The following is a 25,121-nucleotide window of genomic DNA, read 5'->3' on the forward strand; positions in this document are numbered from 1 at the left end:
AATGGGAAGCCTGGTTGGCACGATCAGGCTGCCGGGTTGCGCCAGACGATATCGCGGATCACGATCGGCTTCGGGATCAGGCCGAGCTTGTGGAACCGGTCGGCGACACCCTGCTGGGTCGTGACGACGTCGTCGGTGACCGGGCCGACCACGAAATTCGCGCGATTGGCGGCGAGGGTCTGGATGTCCAGCGGGACGCCGGTGATCGCGGCGAGCGATTTGGCGACCTCGTCGCGGTGCTGCTCGGCCCATTGACCGGCCGCGGTCGTCACATCGATGATCTGTTGCAGGACGGCGCCGTGATTCCTGGCGAAATCGCGATTGGCGATGAAGAAGGAATTTGTCTTGGTGACGTCGCGCGCATTGATCAGGATGCGGCCGCCCTGTTTGGTCTCGCCGATCGCGAAATACGGATCCCAGATCGCCCAGGCTTCGATGCTGCCATTGGCAAAGGCGGGCCCGGCATCCGGCGGCGTCAGATAGACCGGCGTGATGTCGGCATAAGTGAGGCCGGCTTTCTCCAGCGTCTGCACCACGATGTTGTGGGCGCTGGAGCCCTTGGTGAAGCCGACGCGCTTGCCCTTCAGGTCGGCGATGCCGCGGATCGGCGAGTCCTTCGGCACCAGGATGCCCTGCCCGTTGGTGATGGGCTGGCCGGCGGCATAGACGATCGCGGCGCCCGCCGCCTGGGCGAACACCGGCGGGGAATCGCCGACCGCGCCGAAATCGACGCTGCCGACATTCATCGCCTCCATCATCGGAGGCCCCGACGAGAACTCGACCCATTTCACGTCGATGCCCAAGGGCGCGAAATGTTTTTCCAGGGCGGCCTGCTGGCGCGTGATAACCAGCACGCCGGTCTTCTGGTAGCCGACACGAATTTCCTTTACCGCGCCTTGTGACGTTTTTTGTGCTTTGGCACTCGAAGCGAATGCGGCGACTGCCGCAGTTCCAACGGATAGTTTGAGAAAGTCCCGACGTTGCATCCGACACTCCCGGCCGCGTGCGGCCGTCCTTCATTCGTGCTCGGGAATGATGGTGCGGCTGATCGGAGGTGTCGAGACGCGCGGAAAAAAAGCGATGCAAGCACTGCGCGCATGGCGGAGCGCATGATTAATCTTTCAATCGGCGGAGCGAATGCAGGGGATATCTTTCCGCACGCAAATGTGAAAAACGCACGCGCCCGGCCAAGATTCAAGAAACCGCGAAAACAACCCCATGCACAGTAGCCGGGACGTGCGAAAACAATGACTTACGCCTTATCCGAAATTTCTTTGACTCGTCGGGCAAACAGGAGCAGGATGGCATCATGGCGGCGTTGCGGATGGACCGGTCCCTGCCGGACTAATGCAGCCATCTCACGGGCAGATTTTGCAGCCCGCGAAAGGCCCAGCCGCCGATCCGCACCGGTTCGTCGACGGCGATCTCGAGCCGGCCGGCACGTGCGAACAAGGTCGGCAGTGCGACGTCGGCAATCATGGCGCGCGAGGCCCAGGCACCGGCGCAGAAATGCGGACCGGCGCCGAACGCGACGCTCTTGGCCGTATCACGCCGCACGTCGAACTGGTCGGCGCGCTCAAAATGCTTCTCGTCGCGGTTGGCGGAGCCGAACATGAGGAATACGCGTTCATCGGTTTCGAACGCGACGTCGCGGATCGTCCACGGCTTTGCGATGCGCCGCGGCGACATGCCGATCGGCGAGATCCAGCGGGCATATTCCTCGAAGGCCTGGAGCCACGTCACCTCGCCCTTGCGCACGAGATCGAGCTGGTCTGGATGGCTCAGCAGCGCCCATACCGTGCCGGCGATCGCCTTGCGCGGCTCGTTCTGGCCGCCTGAGATCGCGAGTTTGACGTTGGCGCGCACGCTCTCCATCGCCATGCCCGACGCGAGCAGCACGCCGAGGATGCTCTGGTCGGGATGCTTGCGCATCACAGGCAGGATGTCGTCGATGGCGGCATCGATGCCCGACGTCGCCGCATGGCAACGCGCCTCGACGGCTGCGTCGCCGCTGTAATTGGCGATGCCCTCGATCATGCCCTGTGACCAGGCATCCATATCCGCAAAGCCGATGTTGGTGAGGCCGGTAATCGACTTCAGGCATTCGCCGGAGAACGGCAACGCGAAGTCGCGCATGAAATCGATCCGCCCGGGCTCGATCGCGTCGATGATGCGATCGGCATGGGCCTGGAACAGCGCGGCCCAGTGCGCCTTTACCGTCTTCGGCGACACCGTCGGAAACATCGCGCGGCGCTCGACCTGATGCGCCTCGCCGTCCTTGCGCATCATGTTGTGGCCCATCAGCCGGTTCATCAGGCCCGCGGGCTGGTGCGAGGAGAACACGTCGATCTGCTTCTCGGAGATCGAGATATCGTCGCGGCTCGTCAGCAGCGTCGAGCCGAGCTGCGGCACTAAGGCGATTGGCGCCTCCTTGCGCATTGTCGCGAGCATCGGGTACGGGTCGGCCCAGAACGCGACAGGGTCGATGTCGATGCGCGGCGCGGTGCTCAAGCTTCGCTCCATTGCTGATCACCGCCAACGTTAGCGGCTTCAGGAGGCGCCGTCTGTCCCCAGCGATTGGGACAGCTTCAGTTCAGGCCGCGCGGGCCGGCGAGCAGGCGCAGCACGATCGCAAACAGCTCGCTCTGTGACGAGATGCCGAGCCGCTCATAGGCCCGTTTGCGATAGGTCAGGGTCGAATGCAGGCTGATGCCGAGCGCCTGCGAGATCGCCTCGGAGCTGAAGCCCGAGAGGATGCGCCGGCAAACGTCCTGCTCGCGCGGGGTGAGGCTGGCGAGCGGCGCGCGCGTCGCGAAGAGCGCGGCGAGAGACTGCTCGGTCGTCGCCGCCGAGCCGTGCTGGAAATGGCGTGCCACGCTCGCACTGATGGCTGGCGCGATGGCCTCAAGCCGCGCACGCTGGGCGTCGCTGAAGCGGCCCTGGACAGCGATGCGATAGAAATTGACGTAGAAACAGGTATCGTCGACCCAGATCGCGGTCGCGCATTTGTCGACGATGCCGGAATCCACAAAGAACATTTTGCGGTAGCGGGCGCCGTACATGCGCGGCGCGAAGGCGGGCAGCACGAGCGTCGCGCGGGCCTCGCCTTCGAACAACGCATCGCGGTTGGGATCGGATTGGTGGAACTGCCCGGCATAGGCGGCGCCGAGATCGCCGCCGATCGGGATGTTGCCGGCATCGAGCAGGCAGTGTGCGGCGCCCGCGCGGCTCAGCGCGAACACCATGCAATGCCCGACCCCGGCCTGCCGGCGCAGTGTATCGATCAGGATATCAGGGAAATCCGGACGACCGATGGCAAGCACCGCGGGCGTGACATCCCCAACTGCCGGATTTGCGGGCGTCCCGCGAGGGCGCATCGTTTTCTCCCCATCGCCTTTTGACGAAATTTATCAGCAATGGCCGCGCAGCGGAAGGCGGGTGTCGCCGGATATCTGCCGTAACGCCGCAAGCCAGGCGGACGAAGGATGCCCCCTCAGTCGGCACTTTTGCGCAAAATCTTGTCCATCGCTTTTCCCTTGGCCAGCTCATCGATCAGCTTGTCCAGGTAGCGGATCTCTCGCATCGTCGGCTCTTTGACATCCTCGACCCGGACGCCGCAAACCACGCCCTTGATCAGGGCTCGCGAAGGATTGATCTTGGGGGCTTTCGCAAAGAAGGTTTCGAAGTCCGTCCGCTGTTCCAGTTGAGCTTCCAGCTCCTTCTGACCATAGCCTGTCAACCAGGAGATGACCTGATCGACCTCTGCCTTCGTGCGTCCTTTCTTTTCCGCCTTCGCAACGTAAAGCGGGTAAACGCTTGCGAAGCTGGTGGTGTAGACGCGGTGTTTTGCCATGACCACTCCAGGGGATCACTCGTCAGGAACGTAGAGGCTTGAGACTATACCGTAATCCTTCGCCACCACATCCGCCGACGGTGGCCGACAGAGACCTGCCTTCTGTGGAGTTTGCCTGCAGAAGCTCTGACTGGAAAGTCCGTGGAAGGAAAATGCTGCAAAACTTCCCCGTGCCACGATCGCTGTCGACGCCGCCAGTTCAGGTCACATGGTTCTCTACGGGACGGGCAGTGGTCTCAACCTGTCCGCTTTCGCCCTCACCGACGCAACGCTCTGCATGTGGAAGTGAACGAAGCTCTGGGCTAGCTAGTGATGCGCCGTTGCGTAAAAACGCGCCGCCGGTCGGCTACGGCTTTTCAAACAAGGCATCGTTATTGGCGCGCCAAGCCGGGTCGGAGAGCCACTTATATTCCTGGTCAGGCATGACAGGCACCGTTTTCATGACTTCCTTCCCAATGGGAAGAAAGAAACTTGATCGATCCTGCGTAACCTTCAGCGATCGGATCGGCACCACGATGCTGTCCTTTCCAGTGGTGAAAAATCCGCCCGAGGCGACGATCGCGTAGTCCCTTCCATCTTTTGTGCCAAAGACGATGTTACGCACCTCGCCGACGATCTTGTCATCGGAACTGCGGACCTCCGCCCCAATCATCTCGTCAGTCCTCAAACCGGGCGTAAGTTGGTCGATCTTTATTAACGGCTTGGCGTCTTTCTTGTCACGGCTGCCTAAAGTCGCTCCGCGTCTGATTTTCGGTTCACGAGCAGCAATTTGCTTATCGGCCTCTTCCTCATCATTGTCTCCCAACGACCCCATCGGCGGCCCCGCGATGAGTTCGCGAATGTTGGCGAGGAGACGCTCACAGTCGTCATGCCGTCCATAAGATCGAAGCGTGAAAGCGGCATCTCTTAGACTCCGAAGGTCGCGTACGGCCTGACTGTTAGCTGGTCCTCGAAACCGGGGATTTTGCTGAATGGCCTCCTCCAGCCCTGCGTCGGCAATTTGGCACTCAGCCAACGCCTGGGTGACGCCGCCGGAAACGATCAGCGCAGCCATCAACAAGGTCCGTATGGTCTTCATTGCAACTCACCTTTCTGGGACTGGGGTAATTCATCACACCACGCTGGTCAGCTCACGGATCGCGTCGATGATTTGCAGCGGCTGGTAGGGCTTGGGGAAAAACAGGGCGCCCGCCGGAAGATCACCGGCTCGTATTTTGACATGACCTGAGGTTGCAATGATTCTAACTGGCGGCCAGCGGTTCCTGACAGCCGCCGCCAATTTCAAACCGTTCATTGAACCGGGCATATCGATGTCGGTGAATACAAGGCGGACATCAGAGTTGCATTCGAGCATCTGAATGGCCTCCTCGGCGTTGGTTGCCTCTAGCACTTCGAATCCGGCCGCGCGGAGCACGTCAACTACGTCCATGCGAATGAACGCTTCGTCTTCGACAACAAGGACTCGGATGGGTGGAGTGGCCAAGGCCATGTAAGAGAACCCTCAAGACTTCAATGCAGAACCCGGAATAGCCTTCAGTTCGCATCGAGCGATTGTTGAGGGTGATCAAGAGGAAGCCGGATTGTGAATAGCGCTCCCCTCGGTATATTTGTTGAGATCGTAAGCTCGCCCATCAACTGCCTGACCAGGCCGCTGACGACCCGGAATCCGAGACTCTTCCGCGGCTGGTTGATGTCAAACCCGTCGGGTAGCCCTGCGCCCTGATCGGAGATTTCGACCAGCAGATGTCCGTCGATCTCGCGGGCGTCTACAGCGATGACACCCGGCCCATCGACATAGGCATATTTAATCGCGTTTGTGACGAGCTCGTTCACCAGCAAGCCCAGAGGAATGGCCTTGTCCGCGGATATGACGATGGGATCCGAACGATATTGAAGCCTGTGTTCCGGCGCCGAACTCTGAAGATTTCTGCAAAGATGCTCGACGAAATCGGCAAGATCGACGAATCCGACCTTGCTGCCGCGCCAGAGATGATCATGCACTTCCGCGATCGAAGCGACGCGCATGGCGGCGTTTTCCAATGCGTGCTTCACATCGACGGAATCCGACCCACGTGCTTGCACACGTAGCAGGCCAACGACTGAGGTGAGGCTGTTCTTGACGCGATGACTCATCTCACGCGTGAGCAATGCTTCGTGCTCAAGAGCTTCCTGAAGCTTGGCGTCGGCGTGTTGGCGCTCAATCGCGATGCCGAGCAGGCCTGCGAAACCAGCCAGGAAATCCGCATCAGCGTCGTCGAATTGTCCGGGATCGTGACTATCGGCCTCGAGAACACCGAACGGCACGTCGCCCTCGCCACCTCGCCTGATAAGCACGTTGATCGCACGTTTGATGCCATGCTTGGCCAGAAGCGCCGGCGTCCGGAAACGTGTCTCTTCCTGCAAGTGATTGGAGATGACCGATTGGCCGGTCTGGTAGGCAAAGCCCGCGGGCGATTCGATATCAGCACCGAGCGTTACGTGATCTACTGTCCCCGCCGGCCAGCCGATCCCGGCACGCACGATCAAACGCTTCTCGTCGGGAAGATATTCCAGAACCTTGGCGTATGAGCATCCCAGACCGCGAGCACTGAGTTCTGCCGCATGCTGAAGAATCTGCCTGAAGTCACGGGTTTGCAGTGCAGCCGTACCGAACTCCCTGAGGAGAGCCTGTTGGCGGCGACGGTATGGAAGCTCATCCTGGCGATCGAGGGAGGCATCGGAGGCCATTCCTGAAACCAGCCTCGGTTCGGAGGGCATTAAATCGCCAATTCTGGATTGCGTCTTTCGCAGAAGCGCGGCGATACGCGGTGGCTTGAAGAAGCGCCGACCAATTTCTACAACGCCGCAAGCGGTTCTTTGTTCCCCCGGAGCAATCAATCGAGCTCGAAATGACTCGATGGCGGTTTCGAGGCTTTGGAAGGAGCCCCCCAGCGGCCGTGTCAACCGCCACCACGCAAGCCGTCTCAAAGCTTCGCTTTCCGCTCACAGAATACGCGGGAGTGTCTGGTGGCACACGTTGCCAACCCGCAGCGAAAGAAGCATCGCCATTCGCTCTGATGAATCCATTGAAACAAAAGGCTGCCGATAAGCCTTAACAATGTCTTATGAGCTCCAACATCATTGGGGCCAGGTTTGATTGGAACGAAAATGGACGCCGAGCAGCTCGCCGAGAAGTTCCGACAGAAATTATCCGCAGCGGTTGTCGAAAAGGAGAGGCAGACGACTATCGCTGAGGAAAACAAGGACAAGCGAACCGCCGACATCGAGCACTGCAAGCGGGCGATGGAGCGCGAGGTCATTCCTTTTCTGGAAGAGCTGAAGCATCATCTCGGCGAAGACCTGTTCTCCTTTTCTCCGCAGATCGAGCGGAATGATCACCGTCCCGTCGGGGTTACTTTTACCGTGGGCAACGGTGCTGCGACGAGCATCTCAACTGCACTTGGCAACATCGTTGTGACCCGCATCGTCGGCAGCGGAACCAGGAAGGGCGCTCCTTTTGTCTATGCCCCGGATGTCGAGCCCTACATTTCAAACTCGGGTGATCTGACGCGGGACAAAATAGCGAAGCTGGTTGAGATGGTGATCGACGACTAGGCGAACACCAACACGGCTTTATGTTTAAGACACCATGGCTGTAGAAGGATGCGGACAGCGTCTTGAGAAAATCGCCGCCGAAAACTCGTGCGCCGGCAGGTTGACGGTGCGGAGGCGCACTCGACTTCGTGGTCGTCCCTACCGGGGTGCCGCAACACGCTGCCCTACCCCGCCGCCGCCTTCGCCGGCCCCACGCTGACCGCGAGCTTGCCGTAGCGGTCGGTGAAGGCCTCGGTGTCGATTTCCTCGAGCTTGATCTCGCCGCTCATGACGCCCTGCTTCCAGGCCGCCTGCGCCGGATCATTCTGGAATTCCGGCATCACCTCGCGGCCGAACAGCTCCAGCGATTCGCAGATGTGCTCGTGGCTGTTCTTGCCCGCCTGGTTCAGCAGGATGACCTGGTCGATATGCGAGCCCTGGAAACGCTTCAGCTTCTTGCGGATGGTCTCGGGCGAGCCGATCAGGCCGCCGCGCAGCGCCGCCTCCTGCGCCTCCGGGTTGTCGCGTTTCCACTTGTTGTACTCGTCCCACATGTTGACGGTGTAGGGCGCCGGACGCTGGCGGTTCTGCGAGGCGCCGTAGAAGCGCAACGCGAACTGGAAGAAGGTGGCGCCGTCGGCGCGGGCGCGGGCCTCCTCGTCCGTCCTCGCGCACATGAAGAACGACACCAGCGCCATGTTCGGGTTGATCTCGTAGTCGGCGAGCTTGGCGAGACGCTTGGTCATGGCGTTGTAATAGGCGTGCACCCAGGCATGCGCGGCATCCGCGCTGACGAACTGGAAGCCGAGCGCGCCAAACCCATGGCGGCCGGCGCGCTCGATGGTCTGTAATTGCGAGCAGGCCATCCACAACGGCGGATGCGGCTTCTGCACCGGTTTCGGCACGACGTTGCGCAAGGGGATGTCGAAATATTTGCCGTGATGCTCGCTGCCCGCGTCCTTGAACATCGGGAAGATCGCGGCGACGGCTTCCTCGAACACCTCTTTCTTGGTCTCCATGTCGCGGCCGAACGGTGTGAGCTCGGTGATGGATGCGCTCTCGCCCATGCCGAATTCGCAGCGGCCGTTCGAGAGCAGGTCGAGCACCGCGACGCGCTCGGCGACACGTGCAGGATGGTTGGTGGTGAGCTGGAGTATGCCGTGGCCGAGCCGGATGTTCCTGGTGCGCTGGCTTGCGGCTGCGAGAAACGATTCCGGCGAGGGTGAGTGCGAGTATTCTTCGAGGAAGTGATGCTCGACGACCCAGGCGTGGTCGTAGCCGAGCTGGTCGGCCAGTTCCATCTGCGAGAGCGCGTTCTGGTAGAGGCTGAGCTCGTCGCCGGCGACCCACGGACGTGGCAGTTGCAGCTCATAGAAGATGCCGAACTTCATGACGCCTCTCCCAAGTTTTCTTGAGTATTCTTGAGTTTTCTTGCCGCTCATATTTTGTTGCGGGCATCTTAATGGGTGGGGCGGCGCTGTCTACGCAGTCGCAATTCCGCCTTGCGGGAGAAGGCGCTTTTCGGCGCGGCGGCCATTCAGGACCACACCGATAAAGGTGAAGCGCACCAGCAGATGATAGCTCGCAAGCATCGGAGGAAGCGCGACAAGGAGAATGATCGCGAACTTGGTCAGCCCGGGCCAGTCGAGCTGCGACAGCGCGACCTGCAGCGCCATCACGATCGGCAGGTGGATCAGATAGAGCCAGTAGGATGCATCGGCGAGGTAGCGCCACGTCCGACTGAAGCCTGACATGAAGCGGAGGGCGAGGCCGAGGACCGCGAATGTGGAAACCCAAATCGCCGGTGCATAGAGGATGGCGGAGATCAGCCTGAGCGTGGCGAAGCTGACCGGCAGTTTCGGCGCGACAGGCAACGACAGCATCACGCCTGACACCGCGAAGCTGACCAGGATCAGGAAGAGCGCGAGCAGGACATGTGTCAGCCAGCGTCGCTCGATGAGCCGCAGCAGATCGACCTGCCGATGCAGGAGCCAGCCGATGCCGAATGCGGTGCCGAAGCCGATCCAGGCCTGCGCATTGGTGACGAGCGATTGATCCGGCGTCCTCACGCCCATCACGTTGATCCATCGCGGGTCGAGGCAGAAGGCGATGCCGATCGGTATTGCCAGAACCAGGGGAGCCAGCGGATTTCGCATGATCCGCGCGAAGACACGGTCAAACACCATGCGCAGCGTCCCTGATACATCAAGCCAGACCATTGCACCGCGCAGCAGCAGCGTCGCGACATAAAGCTCCAGCAGCACATACGGAAACCAGAGGTGGGTCAGGGGGAACTTAGGCAATGCCGGCAGCCAGCCGGACGTGGGGTGGATCGGACCGCCATTTGGAAAGTGAGATGCCCAGATCACGATCAGAGCTATCGGCATGAACACGAGCGGCCAGCCGATCACCAACGGCAGGCCGATCCGCTGCAGCCTGTCCCTGACGAAGTCCCAGCTCCCCCGGCGGTGAAAGCTCATGCGGGCAAAGAAGCCGGCCATCAGGAAGAAGGTCGTCATCCGGAAGACGTGGATGGTAAAGGACAGCAGACCCAGAGTAACGCTTGGATGGGTATCCTGAATGATCCAGAACCGGGGCGAGGCCGGCACAAACGACAATGTCGCGTGCAGGACGATGCCGAGCAGCAGCGCGCCACCCCTGACTGCGTCGAGAGCATGGAGCCTCTCCGACACAGGGGCGGCGGCGGTCGAGTGGGACATGGACAGGCTCATTCCGCTGGATGGGAGTTTATGCTTGGACCGTCTAACCAATCGGCGCAGGGTGTTCTCGCCTGATCCAAAAATCGGCTAGCCGATTTCGCGGCGCGGTTGGCTGAGTTCAGCGCTCTCGGGCCGGCTCAGCGCCTCGCGCCGGAATTCGGTCGGGGTCATGCCGGTTTCGGCCTTGAACGCGCGATTGAAAGGTCCGATCGACTGGAAGCCCGCATCCATGGCGATGGTCAGCACCGGAACCTCCCGTTGCGTCACGTCGGACAGCGCCAGCCTGGCGTCCTCGATCCGGTAGCGGTTCAGGAAAGCATTGAAGTTGCGATGGCCCAGCCCTTCGTTGATCGCCTGGCGCAGCCGATGCTCGGGAACATCGAGCCGCGCCGCAAGCGCTCCGATCGCAAGACCTTCCTGGCGGTAGCTTCGCTCCACCGTCATGAGATGGTCGAGGCGCCGCAGCAGGATCGGGTCGACGACGACCCGCCCCGCGGCGGCGCGGTCGGCGGCCGGGGCTTGCCTCCCTGCCTCGCCGGATGCGATCGCGGCCGTGGCGTCATCGACGGCCATCGCCGGCGCGCTGAACAGGCCGAGGCCGGCAAGCATGGCCACCACGAACAGCCCGAGCGCGGTCGGGAGACTGCCGGGCGCACCGGGAACCGCGACGGGAATTGCGGCGAAGCCGGCGACGCCGACGGTCGCGATGAGCACGACATTGATCGCAAGCATCGCCAGCCGCAGTCGGCGTCGCCGCGCGACCAGATCGGCTCGCCAGGTCTTGACCGTCTGAATCGCGGCGGCGAGGGCCAGCACCAGGGTGGCCAAAGCCAGGACTCGCCCGCCTGCGCCGGCCAGAGCGGGCCAGTTCGCCCAGCCCAGCGTGATCGCAAACCCGAAAGCCACGATGCTCAGCCACAGGGCGCCGTGCCAACGCCTCAGCACGAAATCGTCGTCGAACGCCGCGCGCGCCCACAGCCAGAAGACCGCAGGCTGCGCGGACAAGATCGGCAACACCCACCACCAAGCCGTTTTGGGGAGGTTGGGCGCCGTCGCGATCGCATAGAACATGCCTCCTGCGCACATCGCGATGCCCAGCAAAGCCTGTTGGCCGATCGCACGACGCAGCAAGGCCACGAGAACGATCAACAGGAACACGCCGCTCGCCGCGCCGCGAAGTCCTAGATCGATCGCCGACAGCCCCGTCGCGGTCACAGCTCGTATCCCCGTTCGATGCCAAATTGTCGCATCGCCTTCGCACGGGTACAACCCAAACTTGTGCTTGTGGTCTGGCGGCAGCCAGCATCGCGACTGGACGGATTGATCCAGATCAAGGCGTCAGCGGCCCTGATGCATCTAAAATGCAGCAAGGCAACGGCCCGGATGCCGTCCCAACCCCCACAATTCAGAGAGACGAGCATGTCGGCGCGTGACGACACGACCGGGCGCGTGCGCCGTAAGCGCATGGAGATTTTCGCTTTCCTGTTCCTGACCGCGATCGTGATGCCCGTCCTCGCGGTCGGAACGGTCGGCTCCTACGGGCTCGGCGTCTGGATCTACCAGATGTTCGCCGGCCCTCCCGGCCCGCCGCCCTCCCCGCATTGATCCCCCGAAAAGCGAAAGACAGGCATCATGGCCGAATCCAAACTCAACCGCCGCGCACTGATCACCGGCGGGGTGCTCAGCGCCGAGCGCGTCATCTCGCCGCCCGGTTGCGAAATCGCCAGCATCATCGTGCAGGCGCGCCCCGAGCGACTCGCCGCACTTGAGGCCGCGATCACTGCCCTTGCCGGCTGCGAGATTCACGGCCGCGACCCGCGCGGCAAGCTCATCGTCGTGACCGAGGCGCCTGATTCCGGCAGCCTCGGCACCCTGCTCAACACCATCCAGTCGCTGCCCGACGTCTATTCCGCGGCGCTGGTCTTTCACGCCATCGAAACGGCTTAAGGCCGGGAGAGTCGTCATGACATCGCCAAAGCTCGACCGCCGCCAGATGCTGAAGCTCGAGGCCGCCGCCATCGCGGCCGCCGCTGCGGGCATGCCGGCACCGGCGCTCGCCGCGAATCTCGTCGCCGAGCGCGACGTCGCCGAACTGAAATGGGACAAGGCCGCCTGCCGCTTCTGCGGTACCGGCTGCTCCGTGATGGTTGCGACCAAGAACAATCGCGTCGTCGCCACCCACGGCGACATCAAGGCCGAGGTCAACCGCGGCCTCAACTGCGTCAAGGGCTACTTCCTCTCCAAGATCATGTACGGCCACGACCGCCTGACCCAGCCGATGCTGCGCAAGACGGCCGGCAAATACGACAAGAACGGCGAATTCACGCCCATCTCCTGGACCGAAGCCTTCGACATCATGGAGGTGAAGTGGAAGGAGGCGATCAAGAAGCGCGGGCCCAACGGCGTCGCCATGTTCGGCTCCGGCCAGTGGACGGTCTGGGAGGGCTATGCGGCCGTGAAGCTGTTCAAGGCCGGCTTCCGCACCAACAACATCGATCCCAATGCGCGCCACTGCATGGCCTCCGCCGTGGCCGGCATGATGCGCACCTTCGGCATCGACGAGCCGGCCGGCTGCTATGACGACATCGAGGCCACCGATGCTTTCGTGCTGTGGGGCTCCAACATGGCGGAGATGCATCCGATCCTGTGGACGCGCCTTGCCGACCGCCGGCTCTCCGCGCCGCATGTGCGCGTCGCCGTGCTCTCGACCTTCGAGCACCGCTCGTTCGACCTCGCCGACATCGGCATGGTGTTCAAGCCGCAGACCGACCTCTACATCCTCAACGCCATCGCCAACCACATCATCAAGACGGGCCGGGTCAACAAGGACTTCGTTGCCGCGCATACCATCTTCAGGCGCGGCCAGACCGACATTGGTTATGGCTTGCGGCCCGAGCATCCGCTGCAGAAAAAGGCGACGGGCGCGGCGAAGGCCAATGATTCCACCGAGATGAGCTATGACGAGTACGTCAAGTTCGTCTCGGAGTACACGCTGGAGAAGGCGGCCGAGATGTCGGGCGTGCCGCTTAACCGGCTGGAGGCGCTGGCCGAGCTCTATGCCGACCCCAAAACCAAGGTGGTCTCGTTCTGGACCATGGGCTTCAACCAGCACACCCGCGGCGTCTGGTGCAACAACCTCGTCTACAACATCCATCTTCTAACCGGGAAGATCTCCTCGCCCGGCAACAGCCCGTTCTCGCTGACCGGCCAGCCCTCGGCCTGCGGCACCGCGCGCGAGGTCGGCACCTTCTCGCACCGCCTGCCGGCCGACATGGTCGTCACCAACAAGGAGCACCGCACCAAGGCCGAGCACATCTGGCTGCTGCCCGAGGGCACCATTCCCGACAAGCCCGGCGCGCACGCCGTGCTGCAAAGCCGGATGCTGAAGGACGGCCTGATCAACGCCTATTGGGTGCAGGTCAACAACAACCTCCAGGCTGGTCCCAACGCCAACGAGGAGACCTATCCGGGCTTCCGCAACCCCGACAATTTCATCGTGGTCTCGGACGCCTATCCCTCGGTCACCGCACTCGCCGCCGATTTGATCCTGCCGACCGCGATGTGGGTGGAGAAGGAAGGCGCCTATGGCAACGCCGAGCGGCGCACGCAGTTCTGGCACCAGCTCGTCCCTGCACCCGGCGAGTCCAAGTCCGACCTCTGGCAGCTCATGGAGTTCTCCAAGCGCTTCAAGATCGAGGAAGTGTGGCCGGAGGAGCTGATCGCCAAGAAGCCGGACGTGCGCGGCAAGACGCTGTTCGACGTGCTCTACAAGAATGGCCAGGTCGATAAATTCGCGACGTCGGAGATCGAGGAAGGCTACGCCAACGAGGAGTCCAAGGCGTTCGGCTTCTACGTGCAGAAGGGCCTGTTCGAGGAATACGCCGCGTTCGGCCGCGGCCACGGCCACGACCTCGCGCCGTTCGACGCCTATCACCGCGAGCGCGGCCTGCGCTGGCCCGTCGTCAACGGCCAGGAAACGAAATGGCGTTTCCGCGAAGGCAGCGACCCCTACGTCAAGCAGGGCACCGACGTGCAGTTCTACGGCTATCCCGACGGCAAGGCGCGCATCTTCGCCCTGCCTTACGAGCCGCCGGCGGAATCGCCCGACAACGAATATCCCTACTGGCTCTCCACCGGCCGCGTGCTGGAGCACTGGCATTCCGGCACCATGACGCGCCGGGTGCCCGAGCTCTACAAGGCCTTCCCCGAGGCCGTGTGCTTCATGCATCCCGACGACGCGCAGGAGGCGAAGATCCGCCGCGGCGACGAGGTGAAGGTGGTCTCCCGCCGCGGCTTCATCCGTGTCCGCGTCGAGACTCGCGGCCGCGATCGGCCGCCGCGTGGCCTCGTATTCGTGCCGTGGTTCGACGAATCCAAGCTGATCAACAAGGTGACGCTGGACGCCACCGATCCGATCTCGCTGCAAACCGATTACAAGAAGTGCGCCGTGCGCATCGAGCGGGTGAACGTGTCATGATGAAACGATTTGGAGTAGCGCTGCTCGCGGTCGCGATCGCGGCTGGCGCGAGCTCGCTGACCGCGCAGACGGTGACGTCGGGCCTGCGCGGCCCGACGCCGCTCAACGACGAAGGTCCGGCGCCGCCGATGCTGCCGAACCGCAACACCTCCGAAAGGGAAGTGCGCAACTATCCGGAGCAGCCGCCGGTGATCCCGCATGCGATCGACGGCTATCAGGTCGATCTCAACGGCAACAAGTGCCTGTCCTGCCATGCGCGGGCGCGCATCGCGGAATCGCAGGCGCCGATGGTCTCGATCACCCACTTCATGGATCGCGACGGCCAGTTCCTGGCTTCGATCTCGCCGCGCCGCTTCTTCTGCACGGAATGCCACGTGCCGCAGAACACCGCCAATCCGCCGGTCAGTAACGACTTCACCGACATCGACACGCTGCTGTCGCGCGCAAGCCCCGGTGGCCGCCGATGACGACGACCGCTGATGAGCCCGACGAGGGAATGAAGGCCAAACGCGGCTTCGTCGCGCGAAGCTTGGACTTTGCGCGCGAGCTCTGGCAGGTGCTGATCCGTCCGAGCTCGGTGTTCGGGCTCGGCGTGCTGGTGCTGGCGGGCTTCATGGCCGGCGTGATCTTCTGGGGCGGCTTCAACACCGCGCTGGAATTGACCAACACCGAAAAATTTTGCACCGGCTGTCACGAGATGAAGGACAACGTCTATGCCGAGCTGAAGTCGACCATCCACTTCGCCAATCGCTCCGGCGTGCGCGCGACCTGTCCGGACTGCCACGTGCCGCACAACTGGACCGACAAGATCGCCCGCAAGATGCAGGCCTCCAAGGAGGTCTGGGGCAAGATCTTCGGTACGATCGATACCCGCGAGAAATTCCAAGATCACCGGCTCGAGCTGGCGGCGCATGAATGGGCGCGCTTCAAGTCCAACGATTCGCTGGAATGCCGCAACTGCCACAGCGCCGATTCCATGGACATCACCAAGCAGTCGCCGCGGGCCTCGGTCGCGCACCAGCGCTTCCTGTTCACCAAGGAAAAGACCTGCATCGACTGCCACAAGGGCATCGCCCACCATCTGCCCGACATGCGCGGCGTTCCCGGCTGGCAATAGGGCGCCCCGCCCGGCTTGAACCGGCGGTGCGAATGGTTAGTTTTGGGGCTGGCGAATCGCTCCGTTTCGCCCCCTCCTCAAGACAGACATGGCCACATTCACCCCGCATCAGGATGCCGCGCTCAAGGCCGTTGGCGACTGGCTCAAGGCCAAGCCCGGCCGCAACGGCACGCCTCCGGTGTTCCGCCTGTTCGGCTATGCCGGCACCGGCAAGACCACGCTGGCGCGGCACATCGCCGACGGCGTCGACGGCGAGGTGAAGTTCGCCGCCTTCACCGGCAAGGCGGCGCTGGTCATGCGCAACAAGGGCTGCGACGAAGCCTCCACCATCCATTCGCTGATCTACCGCACCCGCGAATCCGGCGAGGAACAACCCAGCTTCGAGCTGTGGGACGACGCCCCGGCGTCCAAAGCCAAGCTGATCGTGATCGACGAATGCTCGATGGTCGATGCCGAATTGGGCCGCGACCTGATGTCGTTCGACTGCCCGCTGCTGGTGCTGGGCGATCCCGCGCAGTTGCCGCCGATCCAGGGCGGCGGCTTCTTCACCAATACCGAGCCGGACGCGATGCTGACCGAGGTGCACCGCCAGGCCCAGGACGATCCGATCGTGCGGATGTCGATGGACGTCCGCGAGGGACGCGAGCTCGACATAGGCCGCTACGGCGAGAGCGAGGTGGTGTCGCGCAAGGAGCTCGATCCTGATCGCGTCATGGCCGCCGACCAGGTCCTGGTCGGACGCAACAACACGCGGCGCGCGTACAATATGCGGGTGCGTCAGCGCCAGAACATCGAGGATGTCTTCCCCGTCGCCGGCGACAAGCTGGTCTGCCTGCGCAACAATCGCAAGAAGGGCCTGTTCAACGGCGGGCTGTGGCGCGTGAAGTCGCGCAACACCTCGCGCTCGAAATCCCGCATTCTCAGCATGAGGCTGTCGCCGGACGAGGATCTCGGCCACAAGGTGACGAAGGTCTCGGTGCGTGCCGATTGCTTCGAGGGCGGCGTCGAGGCGATCGCCTGGGAGCAGCGCAAGCCCTATGACGAGTTCGACTACGGCTACGTGCTGACCGTGCACAAGTCGCAGGGCTCGCAATGGGACGACGTCGTGCTGTTCGACGAGAGCTTTGCGTTTCAGGAGAGCCGCGCGCGGTGGCTGTACACGGGCATTACGCGGGCGGCGAAGCGGCTGAGCATTGTGGTTTAGCCGTCGTCCCGGCGAAGGCCGGGACCCATACCGCGTCATCTATCCGTATTCGGCGGTCTTGGTACCGAGGAAGGTTCGATCACTGTCAGTCTTCGCCAAACCACGCCCTGTGGCTATGGGTCCCGGCCTCTGCCGGGACGACACCTAATGTGAGGGGACGAAGGTGCGCCCCATAAGCAGCCTTCACTTCCCCGCGACGAAATAAAAATCCTCGCGGCCCGGCGGCGAGCCGTAGGAAAACGGCTGCTGCACGTGCTTGGTCACAAGCCAGACGTCGTCGCGGACGATGTCGAACAGTTTTCGGATCTCGACGCGCGGCATCTTGATTTCGCGAGCGAGCGCGGTGGCGAACGGACTGTCGGCGCCGCCGTCGCCGTCCATCGCGGTCTCGCCGTGCTTGGCGGCGTAGACCACCATGAAGCCGGCGCCGGGCTCGATGTTGGAAAAGCCCTTGTCCACCAGCTTGAGCGACAGCGTGCGCTGCATGGTCGGCGCGAACGGATTGTCGCGGCAGGCGTCCAGCATGACCAGACGCACTTTTCGCGCAGCGCCCACCGCCGCGATCACCTGCTCCAGCGCAACCGCCTGGGTCTCGGCGTCCCTGTCGGCGGCGAGCTTGGCATCGACGGGAACGAGATAATTGACGCCGCCGATCTCGAAACCGTGGCCGGCGTAATAGACCACCGCCCAATCGGCCTTCTCTGCCTCGGCCGCAAACGTCTGCAACGCTTCGAAGAACTTGTCGCGGGTGAGGTCGCTGACGGATATCACGGTCTGGAAGCCGACATCGCGCAGCGCGGCTGCGATCATTTTCGAGTCGCGTGGCGGATTGGGCAAGGCGTGGACGTTCTTGTAGGCGCCGTTCCCGATCACCAGCGCCACACGGCGCCCCGTTGATCCGGCCGGCGTCTGCGGGGTCAGCGCGGCCAATCGCTCCTGCGCGATCGCGCGGGCACGCGCGACGTCGAGCTCGTCGAACTTCGTCAGCGAATAAGCCGCCGCACGATAGTCGGCACGGGCCTGGGCAAGGTCCTTCTTGCGCTCGTAGATCTGGCCGCGACCCGAATGTGCCCGGACATTGTTCGGGTTGATCTGGATCGCAATGTTGTAGTCCTTCAACGCGGCGTCGAGATCGCCCTTCAGCATGTTGACGTCGGCGCGATTGTTGATCGCGTACACGTTCTTCGGCTGCTTCTCGATCAGGCCGTTGCAGTCGGCGAAGGCCTGGTCGTACTTGCCCATCATGCCGTAGGTGATGCAGCGGTTGGCGGTGATCTGCTGCGCGCCCGGTTCGATCTTCTCGGCCTCCGCGAAATCGGCGATCGCGCCGTCGAAATCCTGCATCAGCGTGCGCACGCGGGCGCGGTTGGTGTAGCCGAGCAGGAATTTTGGCGCGTATTTGATCGACAGGTTGAAATCGTCGAGCGCGCTTTGCAGCGCCCCCCGGCGCAACTGGATGATGCCGCGGTTGTTGTAGGGAACACCGTAGGTCGGGCGCTTCTGGAGCGCGAGGTTGTAGTCCGTCATCGCATGGTCGTCCTGGCCCGTCCGCTCATAGGCGAGGCCGCGCAAATTGAGCGTGACGACGTTGTCGGGATCGAGGTCGACGGCCATGGACAAGGTCTCGATGGCGTGGACGTAGTCGCGCTTGTTGATCAGCGTATTGCCGCGCACCGAGAGCGCGATGGCCTTGTCCTTGCCGCTGAGCCGGTCGGCGTTGAGCAAATTGTCGCAGGCTTGCGCCCTCGCCTGCGCATCCGCCTGGCGGTCGCGGCAAATGGCGAGGTCGTCGCCGGGTTTTGGTTCGGCCGCCGCGATCGAGCTCCAGCCGGCCAGGATGGCGAGCACGGCGACGAGGGTCAGGGATACGACGCGCAGCATGTTGTCAGGTCAGCTCCAGCCATCATTCTTTAGGTCGATCACCGATCGCGCCGGTTCATCTAGCGCGGAGTTCCTGTCCTCGCCAAGCCGGGCCGCTCCAGGCGGCGCGTTTCACAGACTCGTGTCCGTCCGGGCGTAACAATTGCCCGGCCGGCCCGTACCTCGAATGTCCGAAAATGCCGGGCAGGCTGTTCGCCCGGCGCCAACCGCCCTAGACTGTCAGACCTTCCGAAAGAGGATCGCCATGCGCCGACCTGCCATCCTGTCCCTGCTCGCCGCAACCACCGCCCTGACGCTGGCCTTTGCCGCGCCGACCCGGGCCGCAGAGGATGCGGTCGTGATCCCCGCTCCCGCCGTTGACGCGGCGCCCGCAAGCGGGATCCAGACCGCCGTGATCGCCGGCGGCTGCTTCTGGGGCGTGCAGGGCGTGTTCCAGCACACCGCAGGCGTCGTCAACGCGGTCTCCGGCTACGCCGGCGGCACCAAGGCGACGGCCGACTACCAGACCGTCTCGAGCGGCCGGACCGGCCATGCGGAATCGGTCGAGATCAAATACGACCCGAAGAAGATCTCCTACGGCAAGATCCTGCAGATCTACTTCTCGGTGGCGCACGACCCGACCCAGCTCAACCGGCAGGGCCCCGACTCCGGCACGCAATATCGCTCGGCGATCTTCACCACCTCCGACGAGCAGAAGAAGGTGGCCGAGGCCTATATCACCCAGCTCAACGGCGCCAAGGTCTTCAATAAGCCGATCGCGACCAAGGTCGGCGCGCTGGAGGCGTTCTATCCGGCGGAGGCCTATCACCAGGATTATCTGACGCTGCACCCGAACCAGCCCTACATCGCCTACAACGACCTTCCGAAGGTCGAGAACCTGAAAAAGCTGTTCGCGGATAACTATATCGAGAAGCCGACGCTGGTGAGCGCCAGCAAGGCAACCAACTGATCGCAAGATCACTGAACAAGATCATCGAAAAAACGGGAGACCCATGCCCGACACCAAGACGAAAACCACGGACGACAAGGTCATCAAGAGCGAACAGCAATGGCGCAGCGAGTTGTCGCCGATGCAATACGCAGTGCTGCGCGAGAAGGCGACCGAGCGTCCCTTCTCCGGCGAATATGAGCAGGACCACCGCGCCGGCACCTATACCTGCGCCGGCTGCGGCAATGTGCTGTTCGAGTCCGACGCGAAGTTCGATTCCGGCTGCGGCTGGCCCAGCTTCACCCAGCCCGCCGTCGAGGGCCATATCGACGAGGAGCGGGACGTCAGCCACGGCATGGTCCGTACCGAGGTGCTGTGCGCCAAGTGCAGCGGCCATCTCGGCCATGTCTTCCCCGACGGCCCGGGGCCGACGGGCTTGCGTTACTGCATCAATTCCGCGGCGCTGAAGCTCGAACCCAAATAAACCTTGCGCGCCGCCGGGTTCCGTCATGGAACCCGGCGGCGCGATGTGCTTTTCTTACCTCGTGGTGCGGCCGGCCATGGCGTTGCCGCGGCCGCCAGGGAGGATGCCATGACGCTTGGGACCATCCTGATCATCCTGGTGATCATTTATCTCGTCGGCGGCCTGTCGGGCCGCGTTGGTGGCTACGGCTACGGAATGGGTCATTCCGGCATGGGGATCGGCGGCCTTGTCCTGGTGGTGCTGCTCGTGCTGCTGCTCCTTGGCAAGCTGTAAACCATTCAAGCCACTGATATTGTTGTGATTTTCGGCCCTGCGGAGCTGCCATGCGCGGATTCATCATCTCGCATCGCGGGGGTCGCAATTTTGTCAAAACGGGCTATATTAGAGGACGAAAATGACATGTGCGGCGCCCACTCAATCGTGGCCTCTGCCCGTCCCAACCCCACGCGCTTAAAGCCCCAGAGAGATCACGAGGTCTTTGACCATGCGTCCACTGCGTCCGTTCAACTTCAACACTTCCGCCGAACTCTTCCCCGCTGCGATCCGCAAGAAGAAGCGTGCAGGCTTCACCTATCGCCGGTTCGGCACCGCGGCCGAAGCCGTGCAGTTCGCGATGGAGCAGTTGCCGACGGATTCGCTGAACGGCGCCTATCTCCAGGTCGAGGAAGCGCGCTTCGATCAGAACGGTATCCGCTCGCTTTATGAGAGCGAAGCCTTCCCGCTGCCCCGTCACCGCAAGCCGGTGGAAGCCAGCACCGACGCTGCCGACGCGGCGTAAGTTTTCGTAACGCGCTCCGATGTGCGCTGAAAGCGCGACGGCCGAAAGGCTGTCGCGCTTTTTGCGTTTTGGGGCGTGTCAGATGCGCGGCTGCTTGTCGAGCCAGCGGCGGAGCAGGCGCACGTTGCGCATGTTGGCACGGAACATGACGTCAAAGGCGTCGCCCGCGAACGGCACGATGCCGACGACGCCGTCGAGGGCGACATTGCCGAGCATGCGCGCGGTGATGTACCAGGGCGCCCCGAGCGCCCTCGCCTCTCGCACCAGCCAGAGCGAGATCGCGGTGGTGATGATGTCGCCGACAACGGGGATCAGTCCGATCAAGCCGTCGATGCCATAGCGGATATTGGTTCCGGGCAGCACGAAGGCGACGTCGAGCAGCTTTGCGATCGCCTCGATCCGCGCGATCCGCTGCTCGCGCGTCAGATTGCCGAACGGGTTGCCGGCGAAGGGACTGTCCTTCCCGAACTCGAAGCGAAACTCGCGAAAGCCCTGCTCGAGCGTTTCGGGCCGGATCTCGTGACCATCCTGATCGATGATCGGCCCACGCCCCTCGGTGCCCGAAGAGGCCGGACCCGGGCGGCTTCCCGAACGGGAGCGACGCGGAGCAAGAATATCGTCATCGGACATGGTCATGGCCTGTAGGGAACGCGCCAGCGCGGCGGAGGTTGCTGCGGCGTGATCGAAGGTCGCGCCCTCAAGTCTGTGCTGCCGCCGGCTGCGGCTCCGCGACATATCTATGCACGAGCCAGGATGAAATCACCGCCGGCACGAACCCGACGAGGCCGTACAGGATGAACTGCACTGCGCCCGAGTCCGGACCGCGCGAGCTGTAGGTCAGCGAGGCCAGGATGAAGGCGAACACGCCGACCAGCAGCATCCGCAGCACCGGGCCGATCCGGCGGACGTGGACCAGGATATCGTCGACTGCACCGATCATCAGCGAGGGCAGGAAGCCGAACAGATAGCTGTATTGCAGGGATTTGAAGAACACTGCGAACAGCTTGCCGACTTCAGCGAGACTGGTCTGGGTCCAATAGCCGGACTGATAGGTCGTCGTCAGCAGCAGCAGGAACCCGCCCACGAACGGGCCAACCAGCGCAAACACGAGATAGCGTTTCATCAGGCACCCTCATCCTTCGCCCCGTTATAGCAGCGCCGCGGGAACCTTGAATAGCGGGGGTGCGGGCTCTGCGCTGGGAACAAGCGGCATAGCGACGAGTTCAGACAGGACTTGAAACTCACCTGTCAGATTTGGAGCCGCCGATGTCCCGCAAACTGTTCTTCCTGGCGACGATCGCACTGACGGCCGTGAGCGGCCTATTGAACGCGCCCGCTCTCGCACAAGGCCATATGGGTTCGCCGCAGGAGCAGCAGGCCTGTTCGCGGGACGCCTCGCGCTTCTGCCGCAAGGACCTCGGCAACGACATGGCGGTGCAAGGCTGCTTGCAAGCCAACAGGGCCAAGCTGTCGCGGTCTTGCAGCAAGGTGTTTCAGAGCCACGGCATGTGAGGACCGGAACCATCCCCGGCGAACGGAGAGTGAAGCCATGTTGCGCGACGAACAGCTCTCGATCCTGAGGGACATCAGCCAATCCATCGCCTTTGCCGACGACCGGCACGGCAAGATAGGCGAGCTGATCGCCGACGGTTACGTGATGAAGGACGGCGATCTGTTCGAGCTCACGGCAAAGGGCGTTACGGCGGTCGAGGAGCACGCGGCGCTTGGCGCAAGCGATGCGGAACAAGCGAGCGTATCCTCCGATCGGTTGATCTGATCGCACGCGAGTCGCATTGTGCGTGACGTGCGCGCAACAATTGCGAATTCCTTTTCGCCTGCCATTTGCGGCCGCGTGACAATGGCGCATACTTGATTCGGGCGGCGCAGCACTTTTCGATTCGAACATCACGAGAGATCGAGCGACCACATGCGGGATTGAGGTCCCGGCGTGAAGGCTGTGACATGCGGCAGGTCAAGCCGCGTGCGGCGCCCCAAAACCAAGTGGCTCAACCCACGGAACTCGGGGACGCATTCCGCATGACACGCTACCAGACCATCGCAACTCTCTTCGCCGTCACAACCGCAGCCATCGCATTCCAGACATCGCCCGGCCTTTCCTTCTCGTCCGAAGCGCAGCAGATGTGCTCCGGCGATGCCATGCGGCTGTGCTCCAGTGAGATCCCGGACATCCCCAGGATCAGGGCCTGCATGGTGCAGAAGAAAGCTCAGGTCAGCCCGGGCTGTCGCGCCGTGATGGACCGCGAGCACGCCGCCGCGACATCGCGCAAGCGGGAAGCGACGGCGCAGTAGAAGAGAGCGTAGCTGCGGCCATCCTTCGAGACGCCCGCCCAAGGGGCGGGCCCTCAGGATGAGGTCTCGTTTCGCGGCGAGATATCAAACCTTCATGGTGAGGAGCCCGCCAAGGCGGGCGTCTCGAACCATGCGGGCCGAGGTCTCACGGAGCAGAGATCTAGTCGCCCCACTGCGCGAAGGCGTCGTTGAAGGCGCGCTCGCCGGGAGCGCCCTTCTCGATGGCGATGATGGCGCGGCGCTGGTTGGCGTAGACCAGCGGCACGTCGAACCAGGAGCGCTCCTTCAGCAGCTGGACGTTGCGGCTGCGGTCGGCGTCGACGTTGGAGAGGCCGACCAGGAAGAAGCCGTCGGTGACCTTGACCGCGAGCCCTGCGAGCGGCGTGCCGCGTGCCTGCTCGTTCGACTTCATCAGGATGCCCGGCACGTTGGCGACGCCGCCGCCCGAAAAGTCCGCCGGCAGGACGAAGGTCAGCTCCGCGGTGTGGCTCGCCGGCAGCGAGGAGTCGGTGTTGCGGCGGAACGACATCGTCATCTTGAACTTGCGGTCGGGGATCTCGATGTCGGCGCGCACGGCGACGTCGGCCTTCTGGTTGCCCGACGCCTTGATCGGCTCGAGCCGCCACACCACCGAGCCGACATATTGCTTGCCCTTCGGATCGGATGGATCCTCGTCATAGAGCACGACCTTCTGCGCCACCGGCGCGACCGGCTGGTCGCTGGCCGAGGGCTGGCCGACGCGATCCGGAATCTTGGGCCTGCTCTGCGGCTGCGACGAATCCCTGGGCGCCTCCACCACCTGCGTCGGCGAAGACTTCAACAGGTTGGTCGCGGTCTGAACCAGCTGCTTGCCCCAGAGGATGCCGGCACCGACCAGGATCAGCACGATGCCGACGGCGATCGCGCTCTTGAACGGAAACACGGAGCCGGTGCGGGCGCGCTTCTTCTTCGTGTCGCGGTCGAGAACGGGGATGTGCGGACGTTGCGACGGCGGCTGCGACTGCGGCGCGTAGCGCTCGGCCTCTTCGATCGATTCGTCGTAGGAGTAGGGTGCGTCCGTCCCGGCGGCGCGATTTTCCAGGCTCGGCTCGAGCCGGTCGAATTCCGGCGAGGGCGAAGGTACGTTGGCGTAGGTGCGGCGCGCGGCGCGGTTGGCCTGCGCGGCGGCGCCGCCGAGATCGTTGGCGTCGGCCGTGATGTCGCGGAAGCCGCGCACGCCCGGTGCCGGCGTCAGCGGCGGCGGGGGTCCCATGTCCGGCGGGCGGCGCCCACCGCCGCGATCACGTCCGGCCGGCGGCGGCTCCGGCATCGACGGCGGTGCCGACGGACCCTGCGGCCGCGGCGCGTCGAAACGCGGAGCCCGCGGCGCACGTGGGGCCTCGCCTTGGTCATCGACGTTGAAGGAGGGCCGGTCGGCGCGCGGCGGCGGCGGAGCCGGACGGGCGCGCGGCGGGGCAGCGCTTTGGGGCGCGGGCGCGTTGCCCTCGGTGGCGCGGGTGCTGGCGCGGCGGAAGGCATCGCCGCTGCCGCTGCTGCGCGCGCCGCCACCGGGGCGCGAGGCCTCGCGGGCACGCTGGGCAGCCTCTGATTCGACCTTGCGGACGGCCTCTTCCAGCGAGAGCCGCTCGCGGGTGATCTCGGATTCGGAGAGCGGAGGCTGCACGCTGCGGAGCTGCGCGATCAGCGCCGTGCGCGCCCGCTCGTAAAGCGCGCGACGGCTCTCGCCGGGAGCGTTGGGGTCCAGGGCGGCAATAGCGCGGGCGATCAGCGGATAGTAATCAGCCATTTCTACTCAA

At 63.4% G+C, this 25,121-nt stretch carries 28 protein-coding genes; 14 read left to right on the forward strand and 14 right to left on the reverse strand.

Going from position 1 to position 25,121, the window contains the following annotated elements:
* Positions 1-23 precede the first annotated feature (23 nt).
* The 7 genes from IVA75_RS33440 to IVA75_RS33470 form a co-directional block, all read right to left on the reverse strand.
* Positions 24-986: a sulfonate ABC transporter substrate-binding protein gene (locus IVA75_RS33440; protein WP_247287683.1), complete on the reverse strand. Its 963-nt coding sequence runs from the start codon at positions 984-986 to the stop codon at positions 24-26.
* Between the two features lie 358 nt (positions 987-1,344).
* On the reverse strand, positions 1,345-2,511 hold the full coding sequence (locus IVA75_RS33445) for a cytochrome P450 (protein ID WP_247287682.1): 1,167 nt from the start codon (positions 2,509-2,511) through the stop codon (positions 1,345-1,347).
* A gap of 77 nt (positions 2,512-2,588) precedes the next feature.
* Positions 2,589-3,377, reverse strand: a complete 789-nt coding sequence (locus IVA75_RS33450; protein WP_247287681.1) for a helix-turn-helix transcriptional regulator — start codon at positions 3,375-3,377, stop codon at positions 2,589-2,591.
* Between the two features lie 116 nt (positions 3,378-3,493).
* Positions 3,494-3,853, reverse strand: coding sequence for a DUF2200 domain-containing protein (locus IVA75_RS33455; RefSeq protein ID WP_027570422.1), 360 nt, complete (start codon positions 3,851-3,853; stop codon positions 3,494-3,496).
* 346 nt (positions 3,854-4,199) lie between these two features.
* The gene (locus IVA75_RS33460) at positions 4,200-4,931 is read right to left on the reverse strand and encodes a PRC-barrel domain-containing protein (protein WP_247287680.1); all 732 of its coding nucleotides are present in this window, start codon (positions 4,929-4,931) and stop codon (positions 4,200-4,202) included.
* A 33-nt stretch (positions 4,932-4,964) separates the two neighbouring features.
* Positions 4,965-5,342 carry a response regulator gene (locus tag IVA75_RS33465; RefSeq protein ID WP_247287679.1) on the reverse strand — a complete coding sequence of 126 codons (378 nt, stop codon included), beginning with the start codon at positions 5,340-5,342 and terminating at the stop codon, positions 4,965-4,967.
* Positions 5,343-5,386: 44 nt separating this feature from the next.
* The gene (locus IVA75_RS33470; protein ID WP_247288294.1) at positions 5,387-6,610 is read right to left on the reverse strand and encodes a histidine kinase dimerization/phosphoacceptor domain -containing protein; all 1,224 of its coding nucleotides are present in this window, start codon (positions 6,608-6,610) and stop codon (positions 5,387-5,389) included.
* Between the two features lie 390 nt (positions 6,611-7,000).
* Between IVA75_RS33470 and IVA75_RS33475 the strand changes: the two genes are divergently transcribed.
* A complete protein-coding gene (locus tag IVA75_RS33475) occupies positions 7,001-7,447 on the forward strand; it encodes a hypothetical protein (protein ID WP_247287678.1) in 447 nt (148 codons plus the stop codon).
* A 164-nt stretch (positions 7,448-7,611) separates the two neighbouring features.
* Here IVA75_RS33475 and IVA75_RS33480 read toward each other — a convergent pair whose 3' ends face one another.
* From IVA75_RS33480 to IVA75_RS33490, 3 genes are all read right to left on the reverse strand, one after another.
* Positions 7,612-8,817, reverse strand: a complete 1,206-nt coding sequence (locus IVA75_RS33480) for an LLM class flavin-dependent oxidoreductase (RefSeq protein ID WP_247287677.1) — start codon at positions 8,815-8,817, stop codon at positions 7,612-7,614.
* A 90-nt stretch (positions 8,818-8,907) separates the two neighbouring features.
* On the reverse strand, positions 8,908-10,146 hold the full coding sequence (locus IVA75_RS33485; protein WP_247287676.1) for an acyltransferase family protein: 1,239 nt from the start codon (positions 10,144-10,146) through the stop codon (positions 8,908-8,910).
* A gap of 87 nt (positions 10,147-10,233) precedes the next feature.
* Positions 10,234-11,361 (reverse strand): helix-turn-helix domain-containing protein, encoded by a 1,128-nt coding sequence (locus IVA75_RS33490; protein WP_247287675.1) that lies wholly within the window; start codon positions 11,359-11,361, stop codon positions 10,234-10,236.
* 204 nt (positions 11,362-11,565) lie between these two features.
* Here IVA75_RS33490 and napE point away from each other — a divergent pair, with 204 nt between their 5' ends.
* The 6 genes from napE to IVA75_RS33520 all read left to right on the forward strand — a co-directional run bounded on the left by napE (position 11,566) and on the right by IVA75_RS33520 (position 16,944).
* Positions 11,566-11,751 (forward strand): periplasmic nitrate reductase, NapE protein, encoded by a 186-nt coding sequence (gene napE / locus IVA75_RS33495; RefSeq protein WP_247287673.1) that lies wholly within the window; start codon positions 11,566-11,568, stop codon positions 11,749-11,751.
* A gap of 27 nt (positions 11,752-11,778) precedes the next feature.
* Positions 11,779-12,093 carry a chaperone NapD gene (locus tag IVA75_RS33500; RefSeq protein ID WP_247287671.1) on the forward strand — a complete coding sequence of 105 codons (315 nt, stop codon included), beginning with the start codon at positions 11,779-11,781 and terminating at the stop codon, positions 12,091-12,093.
* Between the two features lie 16 nt (positions 12,094-12,109).
* Positions 12,110-14,623, forward strand: coding sequence for a nitrate reductase catalytic subunit NapA (gene napA, locus IVA75_RS33505; RefSeq protein ID WP_247287670.1), 2,514 nt, complete (start codon positions 12,110-12,112; stop codon positions 14,621-14,623).
* Complete coding sequence (locus tag IVA75_RS33510; protein ID WP_247287669.1) at positions 14,620-15,090, forward strand: nitrate reductase cytochrome c-type subunit; 471 nt, start codon at positions 14,620-14,622, stop codon at positions 15,088-15,090. The genes napA and IVA75_RS33510 overlap by 4 nt, the downstream gene beginning before the upstream one ends.
* A complete protein-coding gene (locus tag IVA75_RS33515) occupies positions 15,087-15,740 on the forward strand; it encodes a NapC/NirT family cytochrome c (protein ID WP_027570412.1) in 654 nt (217 codons plus the stop codon). Before IVA75_RS33510 ends, IVA75_RS33515 begins: the two co-directional genes overlap by 4 nt.
* Before the next feature lie 88 nt (positions 15,741-15,828).
* Positions 15,829-16,944: an ATP-dependent RecD-like DNA helicase gene (locus IVA75_RS33520; protein WP_007596183.1), complete on the forward strand. Its 1,116-nt coding sequence runs from the start codon at positions 15,829-15,831 to the stop codon at positions 16,942-16,944.
* Between the two features lie 183 nt (positions 16,945-17,127).
* Here the strand turns inward: IVA75_RS33520 and IVA75_RS33525 are convergent, their stop codons facing one another.
* Positions 17,128-18,825 carry a caspase family protein gene (locus IVA75_RS33525; RefSeq protein ID WP_247287668.1) on the reverse strand — a complete coding sequence of 566 codons (1,698 nt, stop codon included), beginning with the start codon at positions 18,823-18,825 and terminating at the stop codon, positions 17,128-17,130.
* 244 nt (positions 18,826-19,069) lie between these two features.
* Here IVA75_RS33525 and msrA point away from each other — a divergent pair, with 244 nt between their 5' ends.
* The 4 genes from msrA to IVA75_RS33545 all read left to right on the forward strand — a co-directional run bounded on the left by msrA (position 19,070) and on the right by IVA75_RS33545 (position 21,015).
* Positions 19,070-19,774, forward strand: coding sequence for a peptide-methionine (S)-S-oxide reductase MsrA (gene msrA, locus IVA75_RS33530; RefSeq protein ID WP_247287667.1), 705 nt, complete (start codon positions 19,070-19,072; stop codon positions 19,772-19,774).
* Between the two features lie 43 nt (positions 19,775-19,817).
* Positions 19,818-20,237, forward strand: a complete 420-nt coding sequence (gene msrB / locus IVA75_RS33535) for a peptide-methionine (R)-S-oxide reductase MsrB (protein WP_247287666.1) — start codon at positions 19,818-19,820, stop codon at positions 20,235-20,237.
* Between the two features lie 108 nt (positions 20,238-20,345).
* Complete coding sequence (locus tag IVA75_RS33540) at positions 20,346-20,510, forward strand: DUF3309 family protein (protein WP_081747975.1); 165 nt, start codon at positions 20,346-20,348, stop codon at positions 20,508-20,510.
* Positions 20,511-20,721: 211 nt separating this feature from the next.
* A complete protein-coding gene (locus tag IVA75_RS33545) occupies positions 20,722-21,015 on the forward strand; it encodes a hypothetical protein (protein ID WP_007596188.1) in 294 nt (97 codons plus the stop codon).
* Between the two features lie 78 nt (positions 21,016-21,093).
* Here the strand turns inward: IVA75_RS33545 and IVA75_RS33550 are convergent, their stop codons facing one another.
* Both IVA75_RS33550 and IVA75_RS33555 read right to left on the reverse strand, forming a co-directional pair.
* Positions 21,094-21,651 carry a DUF4112 domain-containing protein gene (locus IVA75_RS33550; RefSeq protein ID WP_247287665.1) on the reverse strand — a complete coding sequence of 186 codons (558 nt, stop codon included), beginning with the start codon at positions 21,649-21,651 and terminating at the stop codon, positions 21,094-21,096.
* A gap of 61 nt (positions 21,652-21,712) precedes the next feature.
* Positions 21,713-22,138: a DUF5413 family protein gene (locus tag IVA75_RS33555; protein WP_247287664.1), complete on the reverse strand. Its 426-nt coding sequence runs from the start codon at positions 22,136-22,138 to the stop codon at positions 21,713-21,715.
* Positions 22,139-22,281: 143 nt separating this feature from the next.
* Here IVA75_RS33555 and IVA75_RS33560 point away from each other — a divergent pair, with 143 nt between their 5' ends.
* The 3 genes from IVA75_RS33560 to IVA75_RS33570 all read left to right on the forward strand — a co-directional run bounded on the left by IVA75_RS33560 (position 22,282) and on the right by IVA75_RS33570 (position 23,325).
* Complete coding sequence (locus IVA75_RS33560) at positions 22,282-22,527, forward strand: hypothetical protein (protein ID WP_247287662.1); 246 nt, start codon at positions 22,282-22,284, stop codon at positions 22,525-22,527.
* 37 nt (positions 22,528-22,564) lie between these two features.
* Positions 22,565-22,792, forward strand: a complete 228-nt coding sequence (locus IVA75_RS33565; RefSeq protein ID WP_007614124.1) for a hypothetical protein — start codon at positions 22,565-22,567, stop codon at positions 22,790-22,792.
* Positions 22,793-23,052: 260 nt separating this feature from the next.
* Positions 23,053-23,325, forward strand: coding sequence for a hypothetical protein (locus tag IVA75_RS33570; protein ID WP_027519942.1), 273 nt, complete (start codon positions 23,053-23,055; stop codon positions 23,323-23,325).
* A 160-nt stretch (positions 23,326-23,485) separates the two neighbouring features.
* Here the strand turns inward: IVA75_RS33570 and IVA75_RS33575 are convergent, their stop codons facing one another.
* Entirely contained in the window at positions 23,486-25,111 is a 1,626-nt protein-coding gene (locus IVA75_RS33575) for a hypothetical protein (protein WP_247287661.1), read from the reverse strand.
* Positions 25,112-25,121: the final 10 nt, after the last annotated feature.

The organism is Bradyrhizobium sp. 134 (assembly GCF_023074155.1).
Classification (GTDB): Bacteria; Pseudomonadota; Alphaproteobacteria; order Rhizobiales; family Xanthobacteraceae; genus Bradyrhizobium.

Coding starts and splice junctions, on each gene's coding strand:
- IVA75_RS33550 (WP_247287665.1), bottom strand. CDS start 21,651: ATGACCATGTCCGATGACGATATTCTTGCTCCGCGTCGCTCCCGTTCG.
- IVA75_RS33525 (WP_247287668.1), bottom strand. CDS start 18,825: ATGCTGCGCGTCGTATCCCTGACCCTCGTCGCCGTGCTCGCCATCCTG.
- msrA (WP_247287667.1), top strand. CDS start 19,070: ATGCGCCGACCTGCCATCCTGTCCCTGCTCGCCGCAACCACCGCCCTG.
- msrB (WP_247287666.1), top strand. CDS start 19,818: ATGCCCGACACCAAGACGAAAACCACGGACGACAAGGTCATCAAGAGC.
- IVA75_RS33575 (WP_247287661.1), bottom strand. CDS start 25,111: ATGGCTGATTACTATCCGCTGATCGCCCGCGCTATTGCCGCCCTGGAC.
- IVA75_RS33570 (WP_027519942.1), top strand. CDS start 23,053: ATGACACGCTACCAGACCATCGCAACTCTCTTCGCCGTCACAACCGCA.
- IVA75_RS33555 (WP_247287664.1), bottom strand. CDS start 22,138: ATGAAACGCTATCTCGTGTTTGCGCTGGTTGGCCCGTTCGTGGGCGGG.
- IVA75_RS33510 (WP_247287669.1), top strand. CDS start 14,620: ATGATGAAACGATTTGGAGTAGCGCTGCTCGCGGTCGCGATCGCGGCT.
- napA (WP_247287670.1), top strand. CDS start 12,110: ATGACATCGCCAAAGCTCGACCGCCGCCAGATGCTGAAGCTCGAGGCC.
- IVA75_RS33475 (WP_247287678.1), top strand. CDS start 7,001: ATGGACGCCGAGCAGCTCGCCGAGAAGTTCCGACAGAAATTATCCGCA.
- IVA75_RS33480 (WP_247287677.1), bottom strand. CDS start 8,817: ATGAAGTTCGGCATCTTCTATGAGCTGCAACTGCCACGTCCGTGGGTC.
- IVA75_RS33440 (WP_247287683.1), bottom strand. CDS start 986: ATGCAACGTCGGGACTTTCTCAAACTATCCGTTGGAACTGCGGCAGTC.
- IVA75_RS33470 (WP_247288294.1), bottom strand. CDS start 6,610: ATGCCCTCCGAACCGAGGCTGGTTTCAGGAATGGCCTCCGATGCCTCC.
- napE (WP_247287673.1), top strand. CDS start 11,566: ATGTCGGCGCGTGACGACACGACCGGGCGCGTGCGCCGTAAGCGCATG.
- IVA75_RS33450 (WP_247287681.1), bottom strand. CDS start 3,377: ATGCGCCCTCGCGGGACGCCCGCAAATCCGGCAGTTGGGGATGTCACG.
- IVA75_RS33540 (WP_081747975.1), top strand. CDS start 20,346: ATGACGCTTGGGACCATCCTGATCATCCTGGTGATCATTTATCTCGTC.
- IVA75_RS33465 (WP_247287679.1), bottom strand. CDS start 5,342: ATGGCCTTGGCCACTCCACCCATCCGAGTCCTTGTTGTCGAAGACGAA.
- IVA75_RS33560 (WP_247287662.1), top strand. CDS start 22,282: ATGTCCCGCAAACTGTTCTTCCTGGCGACGATCGCACTGACGGCCGTG.
- IVA75_RS33460 (WP_247287680.1), bottom strand. CDS start 4,931: ATGAAGACCATACGGACCTTGTTGATGGCTGCGCTGATCGTTTCCGGC.
- IVA75_RS33500 (WP_247287671.1), top strand. CDS start 11,779: ATGGCCGAATCCAAACTCAACCGCCGCGCACTGATCACCGGCGGGGTG.
- IVA75_RS33565 (WP_007614124.1), top strand. CDS start 22,565: ATGTTGCGCGACGAACAGCTCTCGATCCTGAGGGACATCAGCCAATCC.
- IVA75_RS33455 (WP_027570422.1), bottom strand. CDS start 3,853: ATGGCAAAACACCGCGTCTACACCACCAGCTTCGCAAGCGTTTACCCG.
- IVA75_RS33515 (WP_027570412.1), top strand. CDS start 15,087: ATGACGACGACCGCTGATGAGCCCGACGAGGGAATGAAGGCCAAACGC.
- IVA75_RS33520 (WP_007596183.1), top strand. CDS start 15,829: ATGGCCACATTCACCCCGCATCAGGATGCCGCGCTCAAGGCCGTTGGC.
- IVA75_RS33485 (WP_247287676.1), bottom strand. CDS start 10,146: ATGTCCCACTCGACCGCCGCCGCCCCTGTGTCGGAGAGGCTCCATGCT.
- IVA75_RS33545 (WP_007596188.1), top strand. CDS start 20,722: ATGCGTCCACTGCGTCCGTTCAACTTCAACACTTCCGCCGAACTCTTC.